This is a genomic window from Trichococcus collinsii (assembly GCF_900107505.1).
Classification (GTDB): Bacteria; Bacillota; Bacilli; order Lactobacillales; family Aerococcaceae; genus Trichococcus; species Trichococcus collinsii.
The window spans coordinates 160646-176179 of the sequence record NZ_FNQH01000001.1; the positions used below are offsets into that span (position 1 = coordinate 160646).

Genomic DNA, 15534 nt, shown 5'->3' on the forward strand with positions numbered 1-15534 from the left:
TGCTAGCCGACTTTAACAAGCGGCTGATAGATAGAACGAAATGCAATCAAGGAGGATTTTTTATGAAATTGCTAGAAGAACGCATATTGAAGGATGGTATCGTGTTGGGGGACAACGTGCTGAAGGTGGACAATTTCTTGAACCATCAAATCGACCCCGTATTGATGCAACAATTGGGGGATGAATTTGCACGGTATTTTGCTGACAAAAAGATCACCAAAATTTTGACGGTGGAGACATCCGGTATTGTGCCTGCAGTTTTCACAGGTTTGGCATTGGGAGTGAAAGTTGTTTTTGCAAGAAAACAAAAGAGTCTGACAATGAAAGACAATCTGTATTCGGCCACTGTTTACTCCTTCACAAAAGATGTCACCAACGAAATCACAATTTCCAAACAATATCTTGACGAGAACGATCATGTCCTGATCATCGATGACTTTTTGGCGAACGGACAGGCTACTAACGGCTTGATGGAAATCTGCAAACAGGCGGGAGCGGAGATTGCTGGAGTCGGTATCGTCATCGAAAAATCTTTCCAAAAAGGCCGAAAAATTTTGGAAGAACAGGGTATGGATGTCTATTCATTGGCGCGTATCAAGTCCTTTGAAGACGGCACGGTACAGTTCATCGAAGAATAGCAGCACAGGAAGGCAGATATTATCTGTCTTTTTTTGTTTTCAAACATGGGATTTTTGTGCTTTCAGGATCTTTTGATTTGGATTCAATATCTCCACAAAGCCTTTTGAAATTGTGGTAAAATATTAAATATACATGAGATTATGAGCGTTATCTTAACGAGGAGGTTCAATAATGAGAATCGAAACACAATGTTTACACGAAGGGTATCACCCAGGGAACGGGGAGCCAAGCGCGCTCCCGATATACCAAAGCACCACTTACAGATATGACTCCACGGAACATATCGGGAAATTATTCGATTTGACAGCTGCCGGACACATGTACTCGCGCATCTCCAATCCAACTGTTGGAGCCGTAGAAGAAAAGATCGCCGCTATGGAGGGTGGCGTAGGGGCTTTGTGTACAACTTCCGGACAGGCGGCCACCATGATCAGCTTGATGAACATCCTGAAGGAAGGGGATCATTTCATTAGCACCGCCTCCATTTATGGCGGAACAATCAATCTGTTCGCTGTAACCTTGAAGCGATTCGGAATCGAATGCACATTTGTCGATCAAGAACTGCCTGAGGAAGAAATCCAAAAAATGTTCAAGCCGAACACAAAGGCTGTTTTCGGCGAAACCATCGCAAACCCCGCTTTATCTGTTCTGGATATCGAAAAATGGGCAGCGATTGCGCATAACAACAACGTTCCTTTAATCGTGGACAATACATTCCCGACGCCATATCTTTGTAGACCGTTCGAGTTTGGAGCGGACATCGTGGTCCATTCCACCTCGAAATACATGGATGGCCATGCTGTACAGATGGGCGGGGTCATTGTCGACAGCGGCAATTTTGACTGGAAAAACGGTAATTTCCCGGAATTTACCGAACCGGATGAATCCTATCACGGCATTGTCTATACGGAAAGCTTTGAGAACGCTGCGTATATTACAAAAGCACGGGTACAGATGATGAGGGACATGGGGGCATACCCAACCGCTAATGCTGCCTTCTTATTAAATCTAGGACTTGAAACTCTGCCTGTGAGAATGGATAGACATTGCAGCAACGCCTTAAAAGTCGCCGAATATTTCAAAAAATCCGAGAAAGTCGAATTTGTGAATTATCCAGGATTAGAAGGAGACAAATACCACGAATTGGCAAATAAATATCTGCCGCTCGGAACGTGTGGCGTTATTTCACTATCCATCGAAGGAAGCAGAGAAAATGCCATCAAATTCATGGACAGTCTGAAGTTGGCTTCCAATGAAGTGCATGTTGCCGACATCCGGACTTGTGTGCTCCATCCGGCAAGTTCAACCCACAGACAGCTGACAGATGAACAACTGGCGGCAGCAGGAATCACGCCAGGCCTGATCCGCTTTTCGGTAGGGCTTGAAAACGTTGCTGACATCATTGAGGACATTGAGCAAGCTTTGGCAACCCTGAATTTGGATGCCAAGCCTTATACAGTCTGATCTACAGTTCCCCTGAAAATGAAGCAGAATTCCTTCCAAAGGTGTTCTGCTTTGTTTTCTTTAGAGTAGAAGATTTCTCTTTTGCATCCCATATAATTCAAGAAGATCGGAAGTGACGCAATGGCATACAACGACAAAACGGCACTCATCAAATGGATTGCGATCCTCACCATGACGATCGACCATATCGGCTATTATCTATTCCCTTCATTACTTTTTCTGCGTGTTGTCGGACGCATCGCTTTCCCTTGTTTTTTGTATACAACCGTGAAAGGTGTAAGTGAAACACGTGATTTCCGCAAGTATTTACTGCGCTTGGTCCTGACCGGGCTCATCAGTATGCCGATAACCGCACAAGTAGGGAATGTATTCAATATTCTTTTTACGTTGGCTCTTTTTGCCTTATCTATCAAAGACTTCCGTTTCATCTTGCCGGCAATCTTTTTGGTCCAGTTTACGGAATACGGCTTATATGGCTTTTTGATGGGGTGGACAATCTATGTACTGTCAGAAAAGCATGTTGGAGCAGGAATTACCTTGTTTTTGCTGGTGAATGCTTTGCAATTTCCCTCGTTGCAGGCATTCGCTGCAGTAGCGCTTATTCCTATGCTTCTGCCGGTTAATTTCCGGATCAGTCCGTTGCCGAAATGGGCCGGGTATGCCTACTATCCGGCCCATCAAGTTGTTCTAATACTTATCGCTAGGCTGATGTGACCGATAGCTTGTCTCCGGAAAGGCAAGAAAGCTTGAAATATGCGCTGGGATGGTGTAAACTGTCTCTTTGTATCGGATGTTACTTATATAATGTAAGAAGTGAGGAAATACACAAATCAAGTAAGGGTGTGAAAGGCATGCAAGACAATTCAAAAATACGCGTGGTGGTCGGAATGAGCGGAGGCGTTGATTCTTCTGTCACAGCATTGCTTTTGAAGGAACAAGGCTACGATGTCATCGGCATTTTCATGAAGAACTGGGATGATACAGATGAATTCGGGTTCTGTACGGCAACGGAAGATTATAAGGATGTGCAAGCTGTTGCGCAACAAATCGGGATTCCCTATTATTCCGTCAATTTCGAAAAGGAATATTGGGATAAGGTGTTCCAATATTTCTTGGACGAATACACGAAGGGACGGACACCAAATCCGGATGTCATGTGCAATAAAGAAATCAAATTCAAGGCCTTCTTGGATTATGCGATGGAACTAGGGGCGGATTATGTCGCAACGGGGCACTATGCGCAAGTTGTCCGTGACGAAGATGGCATTGCTCATCTTCTCAGAGGAGTGGACGACAACAAGGACCAAACCTACTTCTTGAATCAGCTTTCCCAAGAGCAACTTTCCAAAACAATGTTTCCACTTGGCGGAATCAAAAAGCCGGAAGTGCGCCGCATTGCTGAAGAAGCAGGTTTGGCGACAGCCAAGAAAAAAGATTCGACGGGCATTTGTTTTATCGGCGAGAAGAACTTCAAAGAATTCTTGACGAACTTTCTTCCAGCGATTCCGGGGAAAATGGTCACTTTGAGTGGCGAAGTGATGGGTGAGCATGCCGGATTGATGTACTATACAATCGGGCAAAGAAAAGGTTTGGGAATCGGCGGCGGCGGGGAATCCGACGATCCTTGGTTCGTCATCGGCAAGGACCTGTCGACCAACACGCTCTACGTGGGCCAAGGCTACCATCATGAGAACCTGTATGCCGACAGTCTGGATGCGACCGATATCCATTTTACCTCCGAAGGTAAGAAACCATCAGTCTTCACTTGCACAGCTAAATTTCGTTACCGTCAACAAGACACAGAAGTCACTGTCTTTCTGAACGAAGATCAGACGACTGCACGTGTTGAATTTGCGGAACCGGTCCGCGCCATTACACCAGGCCAAGCTGTTGTATTTTATGACGGTATGGAATGCTTGGGTGGGGGCACGATCGACAAGGCTTATCAAGCCGAACGCACCCTGCAGTACATCTAAATAAGAAAAGCGGAACGGATTTGTTCAGCCCTGAAAGAATTTTAGGAAATCGTGCCATGCAACGTTCCCTACGGTCACCTTGTACTGGGACTATAAGGGATGAATCCCTAAGACTTCCATGCAACTGAGCATCGCAGAGACCAGGGGTTCCTTTATCCTTCCGAAGGGCTAACCCGTGAAGCTAGCCAACGATTTGGAATGCATGGAAATTTTTTCAGTCTTGTGAACCGCCTACGGTGATGCGCTTTTGAATTTGAAATGGTTTATCTGTTAATAATGTGAGAGGCTGGTTTTTTCTCCGGCCTCTCTTTAATTTGGGCGGGAATTGTGGTATCGTTCTTAAAGAATCTTGTTACAAGTCTGAATATTATGAAAAAGGGAGGGGATCATCCGGATGGATACAGAACAAGGCTATATCGTTGGGGAAATTAAAGCGATTTTCTTTGAAAACGCGAGTAATTTCTACAAAGTCATACTGATTTCAGTCAGTGAATCGAATCTCCCGCAAAAGCATGATGAAATTGTAGTGACCGGAAGCTTCGGGCAGATAACCGAAGATACAGCTTACCGCTTTTTCGGTGAGGTCGTGGAGCATCCGAGATACGGCGTCCAATTCCAAGCCAATTCCTATCAGCAGGAAAAACCCACATCCAAAAACGGGTTGATTGCATTCTTGTCGGGGGAACGGTTCCCGGGTATTGGTAAACGCACGGCCGAAAAAATCGTCGAGACTTTTGGCGAGGAGGCAGTCGATGTTATCCTCGATGATCCGGAAGCACTGAAAAACATTAGCGGCATGACACCCAAGAAGAGAGAAATGATGCGCGATGTCTTGATGCAGACGCAAGGAACCGAGAAAATCCTGATTTCTTTGGGGAACTATGGATTCTCCAATAATCAGGCGGCGAATATCTTCCATTTTTACCGCACTGAAACGCTGACTGTCCTTAACGAAAATCCTTACCGCCTGATCGAGGACATTGAAGGCATCGGCTTCAAGAAGGCCGATCAACTGGCGGAGGAGTTAAATTTCGCCCCGGATCACACAAGCCGGCTGAAGGGTGGGGTGTTTGCGACATTGCAAGAACTCTGCCTCTCAAACGGGGATACGTATGTCGACGGGACTGTTTTGCTTGAGCGGACAATCCACTTGCTTGAGCAAAGCCGGCGTTTCATCATCGAGGATGCGCCGGTCATCGAGGCGCTAATGGAGATGGTGATGGACATGAAAGTGGTCGAGGATCACAGCCGTTTTGCAATCCCGTCTCTTTATTTCGCCGAAGAAGGCATCGCATCATCGATCGACAGGCTTTTGAAACGAAAGACGAAAATTGCTTACCCGGGAGTGGATTTGGATCTGGAAATCGAACATCTGCAATCAAACTTGCAGATCCGCTACGGCGCCTCCCAAATTGAAGCGATAAAAGCAGCTTTGCTATCACCGTTCTTCATCCTGACCGGAGGCCCCGGTACCGGAAAGACGACCGTTCTGAAAGGGATCGTGCGCATGTTCTCCGAACTGAACGATCTTCCGGAAGACCCTCACGACTATAAAGACGGACTTTTCCCGATATTACTTGCCGCTCCGACTGGACGGGCCGCAAAACGGATGCAGGAAACCACAGGTCTGCCCGGCAGCACGATTCACCGCTTGCTGGGCTTGACGGGCCAGGAAAAGGAATCCGAAGAACTTTATACGCAAGAGCTGGAAGGCAAGCTGTTGATCATCGATGAAGTTTCGATGGTGGATACATGGTTGATGCACCGGCTCCTGAAGTCTGTGCCATCAGGCATGCAAGTGCTTTTTGTCGGGGATAAGGACCAATTGCCGTCGGTAGGGCCGGGCCAAGTGTTGTTCGATCTTCTGAATTGCAAAGCGTTGCCGCAGGTCGAATTGAACGAGATATTCAGACAATCCGGCGATTCATCGATCATCCCGTTGGCGCACGAAATCAAGAACGGCATCCTCCCCCGCGATTTCCGGAACAATCAAGCTGACCGGTCGTTTCTGCCTTGCCAAACGCATCAGATCGAACCGGTGATCCGGCAAGTCGTCGAAAAGGCGAAGTCAAAAGGTTTCACCGCGAAGGATATCCAGATTCTGGCGCCGATGTACAAAGGCGCTGCCGGTATTGATGCCATCAATACGATGATGCAGGAGATCTTCAATCCGAAAGGGAACAAGAAAAGACGGGAAGTCGCCTTTTTTGATGTCGTCTATCGGGTAGGAGACAAAGTGCTGCAGTTGGTGAACCAACCGGAGAACAATGTCTTCAACGGGGATATGGGTGAAATAACCGCCATCCAATTCGCTAAGGAAACGGAAGAGAAAGTCGACCAGATCACGATCCTGTTCGATACTGTTGAGGTCACCTACAATCGGAATAACTGGAACAAGTTCGTGTTGGCTTATTGTTGTTCCATCCATAAATCGCAAGGCAGCGAATTTACGATGGTCATTCTGCCGATGGTAAAACAGTACGGGCGGATGCTGCGCCGCAATCTGCTTTATACAGCCATCACCAGGAGCAAAAGCAAATTGATTTTGTGCGGCGATTACGAAGCCTTCGAAACAGCTGTCGTAAGCACCGGGGATATCCGGAAAACAATGCTGCATGAAAAACTGGAACGAAACCTGAACAATGACAAGGTCTTCACTTCGGAAGAATCCGCAGAAAGCAAGGAAACGAAGGCACCCAGTGTTGGAATTGAGACTACTGAATCGTTCGCCGAAACCACTACCGAATCCACAACCCAAAAGTCAGAGAACAAAGAATCTCCAAAAATAATGCCTATCTACTATTTGACGATCGAACAGATTTCCGATGGGAGCATCGATCCGATGATCGGCATGGAAAATATAACGCCGGAAACTTTTATGAATGAAAAATAATTAGGGAGAAGTCCGTAGACAATAAAGAATTTGTCTGCGGACTTTTCTACTTTCAGAAAATCAGTGACGCCGTCTGCAATAACCAACGATGTCTCTTTAGTCGCTAGCTTCAGCAAAAGAAATAAGCTACTCGCCGCCTCAATATTCTGCTATACTGACAGTAAAGCAATTTACTGGTTTTCCAATACAGCTACAAGAAGAGAGTGGTATAATGGAACTATTTGATCAATTGATGAATCCGAACTGGAAGAATATCCCGATGGAGCACAAGCTTGTTCTGGCCAGCAGCGTTGTCCGTTATTTTGTAAATCCGCTGTTGTCTGTCGCGGACATCCGTCCGGCGTATTATCAGATGGGTGGCATAAAGACCGAAACGTTTACTGTGGACATAAACGGCGCACCGTTTGTTTTTGTGCCCGGACACAAGGAGGCAGTCCTCGGATGGGACAGCGGAATCAACGGCCTGGACCCATTGGACATCAGCTCCGATAGGAAAGAGATGTACCTCGCCATCGAAAATTGCCTGAAACTTTCTGTCCAAGGCGCTGAATTTTTACATGACGATCATTGGATGAAGAAGAAAATCGAACCGATCCATTCTTTGGATGAATTGGAAGAATTGGTCAACAGCCAAATGTCGCAGCTTCGGACGACAGAAATCCCTCCGTTATTGGTGGAAGTCAGTCCGACTTATGTGGGGATGACGAAAGTCGGGAATTATGCAGTCATAAACGGGAAATTTGAGGGCCAAAGCGATTGGTTCAGCATACACGAGAAGGCCATCCATCAAGCCTTGATGCCGAGCGCAAACGGATCATCGATATTTGCGGATTTTCCGGCGCATCTGGTCCAAAATGATTCCTTCTTCCTGAAACAGAACGAAGATTTGGATTCTTATACAGTTTTTGCGCCTTACCAGACCACGTATGCAGAAATGCGCAAGCAATTGGAAAAAGATGGCATGGGGTTGTTGTCCAGCGATGAATGGGAATATTGCTGCGGCGCATCGACGCGCAGGCTTTTCCGATGGGGGAATCAGTTGCATCGCAATCTGTTCGAACCGGAAGATAGCCATCTATACAAAAAAAACATGTTCGGCCTGGAAATCGCGAATATGGGTTGGGGTCCGGAACTTGTTGAAGACGGGTTGCTGGCCAAAGGCGGCTGGATTTTCATTCAAGCCGAGAATATACTGGAGAAACTTCTGCCCTACGCTACCTATTATGAAAACTATGCGGATGCTTTAACAGAAAAGCAGCAAGAGCCATTGACACCCGGTTATTACTGCGCAAGACGCTCCATCCGCATAGAAATGTGACCTGTTCTGCTTTTCTGAAGAACTGCTTGCAAGCGGCCTGTATTTTGGTTATACTAGTTTTTGATTGAAGCAAAGGATATAGGAATGGATAACAAAAGAGAGTTTCCGTTTGGTGAAAGGAAACGCATCCGTTTATGCTCCCTTTGCTTAAATATAGTAGAAATACTATCGCTTCCAGCGTTAACGGATCTGAGAGGTAATGAATGATCAAAACATTTCATTGCAAACAAGGTGGTACCGCGTCATTCGTCCTTGTATGCAGTGGGGTGTTTTTTATTTTATCCACTCCAAAAATAAATGAAGAGAAAAGGAAGGTAATAATGAAGAATCTGAAAAGCAGTGACATCCGTCAAATGTATCTTGATTTTTGGGCAACGAAAGGGTCAAAAGTGGAGCCGAGCGCTTCACTGATACCAGTCAACGATCCGACGTTATTATGGATCAACTCAGGCGTCGCAACATTGAAAAAATATTTTGACGGCACGTTGATTCCTGAAAATCCGCGCATCACCAATGCTCAAAAAAGTATCCGCACAAACGATATCGAAAATGTTGGCGTGACGGCAAGACACCACACATTATTCGAAATGTTGGGGAATTTTTCTATAGGAGACTACTTTAAAGAAGACGCAATCCCTTGGGCTTGGGAATTCTTGACTGATGAAAAATGGTTGGCATTTGATCCGGAGCTGCTTTACGTCACCTATTATCCGGAAGACACGGACACAAAGCGCATTTGGCAGGAAAAAGTCGGCTTGCCGGAAGATCACATCGTTCCGATCGCGGACAATTTTTGGGATATCGGGGCAGGACCATGCGGACCGGATACTGAAATTTTCTATGACCGCGGACCGTCCTTCCAAGATTTGCCTGACGGAGACCCTGAAATGTATCCCGGCGGGGAAAATGAACGCTACCTTGAAATCTGGAACCTTGTTTTTTCCGAATTCAACCACAAGCCGGACGGCACCTATGAGCCGCTACCGCACAAGAACGTCGATACGGGAATGGGTCTGGAACGGGTCACAAGCGTAGTCCAAAACACACCGACCAACTTCGAAACGGATCTGTTCATGCCGATCATCGAAAAAATCGAGACGCTGAGCGACGGCAAGAAGTACGGCGAAAACAAAACATTGGATATCTCCTTCAAAGTCATCGCTGATCACGTCCGCGCCGTCAGCTTTGCAATCGGGGACCGTGCCTTGCCATCCAATGAAGGCCGCGGCTACATATTGCGTCGTTTAATCCGCCGCTCTGTCATGCACGGGCAAAAATTGGGCATCGAAAAACTGTTCCTGAACGAATTGGTTCCGGTTGTGGCAGCTATCATGGAATCTTATTATCCTGAAGTCAAAGCGGACCAAGATTTCATCATCAAAGTCATCACAAATGAAGAGCAACGTTTCCAGGAAACGATCCATGAAGGGATGGACATCCTGAATAGCGTCTTTGAAGAGATGAACGAAAAGGGCGAAACTGCCGTAAACGGCAAAAATGCCTTCAAACTATACGATACATACGGCTTCCCGTTGGAATTGACGAGCGAATATGCCGAAGAAAAAGGCTTCACAGTTGATACAGCAGGGTTCAATCAAGAAATGCAGGAGCAACGTAACCGCGCCCGTGCAGCAAGACAAGTGGAAGACTCCTTCTCTGTGCAATCTCCTGTCTGGGCTGAAGTGCTGGTTCCAAGTACGTTTTCCGGATATGCACAAACAAAAATTTCGTCCGAGCTTTCAGTGATGGTTGCGAATGACGAAATCGTCGAAAAAGCAGCTGCAGATGACCGCGTTCAAATCATTTTCCGCGAAACACCTTTCTATGCAGAAATGGGTGGACAAGTCGCGGACAAAGGAACGATCGAAACCGAAGCTGGTGAAGTGGTCGCAGAGATTGAAGACGTGAAACGCGCCCCTAATGGCCAAACAATGCACATCGCGCGTGTCCTGACGGAAATCCATTCGAACGAAACTTACGTCCTGCACGTAGATGAAGCACGCAGAAGAAGCATCACAAGGAACCATACGGCGACCCATCTATTGCACCAAGCACTGAAGGATGTATTGGGGAATCATGCCAACCAAGCCGGTTCGCTGGTAAACCCGAATCAACTTCGTTTTGACTTCACTCATTTCGGCCAAGTAACAGCAGAAGAGTTGGTACAGATGGAAGAAATAGTGAATGAAAAGATTTGGGAAGCTTTGCCTGTCGTAACGGTCGAAACAACCGTCGATAAAGCGAAAGAGATGGGCGCTATGGCATTGTTTGGTGAAAAATATGGCAAAGAAGTCCGAGTGGTCGATGTCGGTGGCTATTCAATCGAACTATGTGGTGGGGTTCATGTACAGAATTCAGAGGATATTGGAGTCTTCAAGATTTTGTCCGAATCCGGAATTGGTGCGGGTGTCCGACGCATCGAAGCAGTGACCGGCCAAGCAGCTTATCAGTATTTCCGCACAAAAGAAGCTGAATTGAGCGAGGCGGCACAGCTTATGAAAGCCCAACAAACAAAAGAAGTAGCCGGTAAAATCAATCAACTCAAACAAGAAATGAAGGAAACGCAAGGCGAAAATGAGTCTTTGAAAGCAAAAATCATGAATGCTGAAGCCAAAAATCTCTTCGAAAACGTGGAAACCGTCAATGGTGTCACATATATCACCTATGAAACAAAAAATCAGGATATGAACGCGTTGCGTCAATTGGCTGACCAATGGCGTCAAAAAGCTGTATCTGATCTCTTCGTGGCAGCTTCGGCCACAGACGGCAAAGTCAATATGCTAGCTGCAGTATCCCAAGAGAAATTGGAACAAGGCTTAAAAGCCGGCGATCTGATCAAGACGCTTGCTCCATTTGCTGGAGGCAAAGGCGGCGGACGTCCGGATATGGCACAAGCAGGCGGAAATGATCCAGCAGGCATCCTGGATGCCCTGAAACATGTTGGCGTCTGGATCGAGGAAAATACAAAATAAGCATCCTTTCTCAGGGGCGGGCATTCAAAAAAGATGCCGGTCCCTGTTTGTTGGGCCAATCCGCATGAAACAAAATGCGGAATATACCAACAGGAGGGAAATTGGACAAGTCGCGACGCCCATCCGCAGAGGGCAGTGGCATTTCTTTGTTGTAGTTTTTTGTAATTTCTTGTAAAATGGTAAATATACTAAAGAAAACTGGGGTGTCGCTATGAGTTCGAAAGATGAAACGATGTTATTCAATTTTGATGACAATCTGAAAAAGAATGTACAAGAGACATTAGCCCTTGTTTATGACGCATTGGAAGAAAAAGGATACAACCCTATCAACCAGATTGTGGGCTACCTGCTTTCTGGCGATCCAGCTTATATCCCGCGTCATAACGATGCCAGAAACCTGATCCGCCGTCACGAACGTGATGAAATAATGGAGGAATTAGTGAAGAGCTATCTTTCTGGAACAGGCAGAATCATCCAATGAGGCTCATGGGCTTGGATGTCGGATCAAAAACGGTAGGAGTGGCCATCAGCGATCCGATGGGATGGACGGCGCAGGGGATCGAAATCGTCAAAATCGATGAGGCCAATGGCGTATTTGGCCTTGATCGAATTGCCGAATTGGTCAAGGAATATGAAGTTGAGAAATTTGTACTTGGCTTGCCCAAAAATATGGACAACAGCATTGGTTTCCGGGCGGAAGCTTCCATCGCTTATGGTAATTTGCTTGAAAAAGAGTTTGGTTTGCCGGTCGATTACGTTGATGAAAGACTTACCACTGTGCAAGCAGAAAAAATGTTGATCAATGAAGGAAATGTTTCCCGCAAAAAACGGAAAAAGGTTATCGACAAACTTGCTGCTGTTATACTTCTTCAGAATTATTTGGACAGCCAGTAAAGAGAGTGGTTTTTTTGTCCTATTTGCGTTACAATATCCTTTGTTTGAACGATAAAAATAATACTTAGATAAAGAGGTGCATACCATGACTGAACATAATCACGATCATGATCACAATCACGACCACGATCATGACCATGAAGATAACCACGAACACATCACAATCGTGGATGAGAACGGAAATGAAGAGTTATTCGAAATCTTATTCACTTTCGAATCAGACGATTTCGGAAAGTCATACGTGCTTGTTTACCCAGCAGGAGCTCCTGAGGGAGAAGAAATCGAATTGCAAGCTTATTCCTATGTTGAAACAGAAGATGGCGGAGAAGGCGATTTGGAGCCTATCGAATCGGATGAAGAGTGGGATATGATCGAAGAAGTCCTGAACACATTTATGGAAGACGAAGACCTTCAATAATAGTGTTAGTGACTTCTAAAGAAAATAAAGGAGGATCGGGACTATATTGTCTAGGTCCTCTTTTATTTTTTGGTTGCTGCGTTGCTTTTTTTAGCTTTTGGCAGCCCACTAGATCCGCGCTGATAAAATGATGAGAAAACTGTCCAATATGCTCCATATGTCTATGCAAATAGCGAAAAAGATTCAATTTATATAGGTTTTCGTGTATAATTACGGAAGTCGAATGGCTAATAGTCCACAAATAGCCATATACTCAAGTAAGGAGGGCCTCGTCTTTGTCACAAAATGATCAGCAAGAACCTCAAGAGCAACAAAAACTCATTCGGCCTACGTTGGAGAAAGAAGCCGTAGACAAAATGAAAATACGCAAAAAAGAACGGTCGCTAGTGCGAAAAATTGTTTTTGCAATCGTAACGATAGGGATCCTGTTAGGAGTCATCGTTGGCTTTGCCGGCTACAAATATATAACAGACGCACTTCAGCCATTGGAGCCAGAAAGTACGGAAGTCGTCGAAGTGGAAATTCCAATAGGGACGTCCACAAAAGGGATTACACAAATTTTGGAAGAAGGCAACGTCATCAGAAACGCGACCATCTTCAACTATTACATCAAGACGCAAAATGTTTCTGATTTCCAAGCAGGCTTTTATGAATTATCGCCTTCCATGAGCTTGGATGACATCATTGCGACGCTTCAAGCGGGCGGAAGTCCGGTGCCGCAATCGAGCGATCACAAAATCATCGTAAGAGAAGGCAATACGATCGAAGAAATCGCAACGGAAGTCGAAGAGAAGACGGATTTCACAGCTGAGGAATTTTTTGCGAAAGTGAATGATCCGGAATTCTTGACGAACGCAGTGGCACAATATCCTGATATCTTGACGGAAGCATTCCAACGCACCGATACGCGTTATCGTTTGGAAGGATACCTCTACCCGGCGACTTATGATTATGTTACCGGAAATAGTTTGGATGAAGTCATTTTACAGATGTTGAATAAGACGAATGAAGTGCTTACGCCATATACAGATCAAATTGCATCTTCAGGCTATACGCTTCATGAGATCCTAACAATTGCCTCACTTGTCGAAAAAGAAGGTGTTACTCCAGAAGATCGTGCGAACATTGCCGGCGTATTCTTTAATCGTCTAGAAATCGATATGCCGATACAATCGGACATCAGTATTTTGTACGCTCTGAATGAGCACAAGGAATTAGTCACGTTCGAGGATCTTGAAATAGATTCGCCTTATAACCTTTACAGGAATACAGGTATGGGTCCTGGGCCATTCAATAATCCAAGTGAAGGGTCCATTCAAGCGACACTATCACCAGCGGATTCTAACTATCTGTATTTCGTTGCAGATACAACAACCGGTATCGTTTATTTTTCCGAAACATATGAAGAACATTTACAATTGCAAAGCCAATACGTAGACAGCGAATAAGACGAATAAAGCGAGTTTCAAGAAGAGAGGAAGAAACACCAGTGAAAAAACCTATCGTTATTGGGGTGACAGGAGGATCAGGAAGCGGGAAAACCAGTGTCAGCCGGGCCATCTTAGACAAGTTTACCGATGTTTCCATTTTGCTGTTGGAACAGGATTTTTATTACAAAGATCAAAGTGATCTGCCGTTTGAGGAGCGACTGAGAACAAACTACGATCATCCGTTTGCGTTTGATACGGATCTGTTCATCGAAGATCTTAAAAAATTGATAAAATACGAGAGCGTCGAGCAACCGGTTTACGACTACTCCAATCACACGCGCAGCGATAAAGTGATCCATCGCGAGCCGAAAGAAGTCATAATCGTTGAGGGAATCCTGATTTTAGAGGATCAACGCCTTCGCGATCTGATGGACATCAAAGTCTATGTGGATACGGATGATGATATCCGTATCATCCGAAGAATCAAACGCGACATGGAATCGAGAGGTCGGACGCTTGATTCTGTCATCCACCAATATCTGACAGTGGTCAAGCCGATGCATCAGCAATTCATCGAGCCAACCAAAAAATTTGCGGATATCATAATTCCTGAAGGTGGACAAAATCAAGTCGCAATCGACCTGATGACTACCAAAATTGCTTCAATTTTGTCTGAAAATGCAGAATAATAATAGATACCTGTAATATTTTAAAAATATAATTGCTTTTACTGGAATTAAATGGTATTTTAAATTCACTATTAATTAGGCAGCCAATAAACGATGTAGAGCCACAGGAAATGATTATTTCTCTTTGGATGACATGCTACCTGTCCCAGATCCATTTGGCTTTCGAGGACAGCTATCAATAAAAAAAGGGAACTGCAGTCCTGTGCTGCATATTGAATATTGAATCATTACTTAAAAGGGGCATATTTCTTATGATTGAAAAAGCATATCCGATGACAGCTGAAGGTAAAGCCAAATTAGAAGCTGAACTTGAAGACTTAAAAGTGAATAAAAGAAGAGAAATCGTTGAACGCATCAAGATTGCCAGAAGCTACGGAGATCTATCCGAAAATTCGGAATATGAATCCGCAAAAGACGAACAAGCTTTCGTCGAAGGCCGCATCACAACATTGGAAAAAATGATCCGTTTTGCGGAAATCATTGAAGTACAAAACGTTGATAGCAATGTGGTTTCGATTGGACTGAAAGTGACATTCGTGGAATTGCCGGATGGCGATGAAGAAACGTACACCATTGTCGGCAGTGCAGAAGCAGATCCGCTTGAAGGTAAGATTTCAAACGATTCTCCGATCGCTAAAGCCTTGTTGGGCAAGCAAATCGGAGCAGAAGTAGCCATCGGCACACCTGGCGGCGATATGAACGTGAAAATCGTCAGAATCGAACAAGCTTAAAAAAAGCATTCAAGAAGAGGATAGGACAAAAATCATTCGGAATGATTCTTGTCCTATCCTCTATTTGTTTATGTTTCTTTTTGGCTCATCGGGTATAATGACAGAGTACA

Annotated in this window: 13 protein-coding genes; all 13 read left to right on the forward strand. The window is 45.2% G+C overall.

Annotation, left to right across the window (positions count from 1 at the left end; translation table 11 throughout):
* Positions 1 to 62: 62 nt before the first annotated feature.
* Positions 63 to 638 (forward strand): xanthine phosphoribosyltransferase, encoded by a 576-nt coding sequence (locus BLV66_RS00845; protein ID WP_086985380.1) that lies wholly within the window; start codon positions 63 to 65, stop codon positions 636 to 638.
* 172 nt (positions 639 to 810) lie between these two features.
* A complete protein-coding gene (locus tag BLV66_RS00850; protein ID WP_086985379.1) occupies positions 811 to 2103 on the forward strand; it encodes an O-acetylhomoserine aminocarboxypropyltransferase/cysteine synthase family protein in 1293 nt (430 codons plus the stop codon).
* A gap of 120 nt (positions 2104 to 2223) precedes the next feature.
* Positions 2224 to 2817 carry a TraX family protein gene (locus BLV66_RS00855; RefSeq protein WP_086985378.1) on the forward strand — a complete coding sequence of 198 codons (594 nt, stop codon included), beginning with the start codon at positions 2224 to 2226 and terminating at the stop codon, positions 2815 to 2817.
* A 137-nt stretch (positions 2818 to 2954) separates the two neighbouring features.
* Positions 2955 to 4079: a tRNA 2-thiouridine(34) synthase MnmA gene (mnmA, locus tag BLV66_RS00860; RefSeq protein ID WP_086985377.1), complete on the forward strand. Its 1125-nt coding sequence runs from the start codon at positions 2955 to 2957 to the stop codon at positions 4077 to 4079.
* A 394-nt stretch (positions 4080 to 4473) separates the two neighbouring features.
* A complete protein-coding gene (gene recD2, locus BLV66_RS00865; protein WP_086985376.1) occupies positions 4474 to 6972 on the forward strand; it encodes an SF1B family DNA helicase RecD2 in 2499 nt (832 codons plus the stop codon).
* 211 nt (positions 6973 to 7183) lie between these two features.
* Positions 7184 to 8290: a DUF7278 family profilin-like fold-containing protein gene (locus BLV66_RS00870; RefSeq protein ID WP_086985375.1), complete on the forward strand. Its 1107-nt coding sequence runs from the start codon at positions 7184 to 7186 to the stop codon at positions 8288 to 8290.
* A 320-nt stretch (positions 8291 to 8610) separates the two neighbouring features.
* The gene (gene alaS, locus BLV66_RS00875; protein ID WP_086985374.1) at positions 8611 to 11262 is read left to right on the forward strand and encodes an alanine--tRNA ligase; all 2652 of its coding nucleotides are present in this window, start codon (positions 8611 to 8613) and stop codon (positions 11260 to 11262) included.
* A 211-nt stretch (positions 11263 to 11473) separates the two neighbouring features.
* Positions 11474 to 11743 (forward strand): IreB family regulatory phosphoprotein, encoded by a 270-nt coding sequence (locus BLV66_RS00880; protein WP_086941762.1) that lies wholly within the window; start codon positions 11474 to 11476, stop codon positions 11741 to 11743.
* On the forward strand, positions 11740 to 12156 hold the full coding sequence (gene ruvX / locus BLV66_RS00885; RefSeq protein WP_086985373.1) for a Holliday junction resolvase RuvX: 417 nt from the start codon (positions 11740 to 11742) through the stop codon (positions 12154 to 12156). Before BLV66_RS00880 ends, ruvX begins: the two co-directional genes overlap by 4 nt.
* A gap of 85 nt (positions 12157 to 12241) precedes the next feature.
* Positions 12242 to 12574: a DUF1292 domain-containing protein gene (locus BLV66_RS00890; protein WP_086985372.1), complete on the forward strand. Its 333-nt coding sequence runs from the start codon at positions 12242 to 12244 to the stop codon at positions 12572 to 12574.
* A gap of 275 nt (positions 12575 to 12849) precedes the next feature.
* On the forward strand, positions 12850 to 14022 hold the full coding sequence (gene mltG, locus BLV66_RS00895) for an endolytic transglycosylase MltG (protein WP_086985371.1): 1173 nt from the start codon (positions 12850 to 12852) through the stop codon (positions 14020 to 14022).
* A gap of 41 nt (positions 14023 to 14063) precedes the next feature.
* Positions 14064 to 14693: a uridine kinase gene (gene udk / locus BLV66_RS00900; RefSeq protein ID WP_086985370.1), complete on the forward strand. Its 630-nt coding sequence runs from the start codon at positions 14064 to 14066 to the stop codon at positions 14691 to 14693.
* A gap of 251 nt (positions 14694 to 14944) precedes the next feature.
* Positions 14945 to 15424 carry a transcription elongation factor GreA gene (greA, locus tag BLV66_RS00905; protein ID WP_086628273.1) on the forward strand — a complete coding sequence of 160 codons (480 nt, stop codon included), beginning with the start codon at positions 14945 to 14947 and terminating at the stop codon, positions 15422 to 15424.
* Positions 15425 to 15534: the final 110 nt, after the last annotated feature.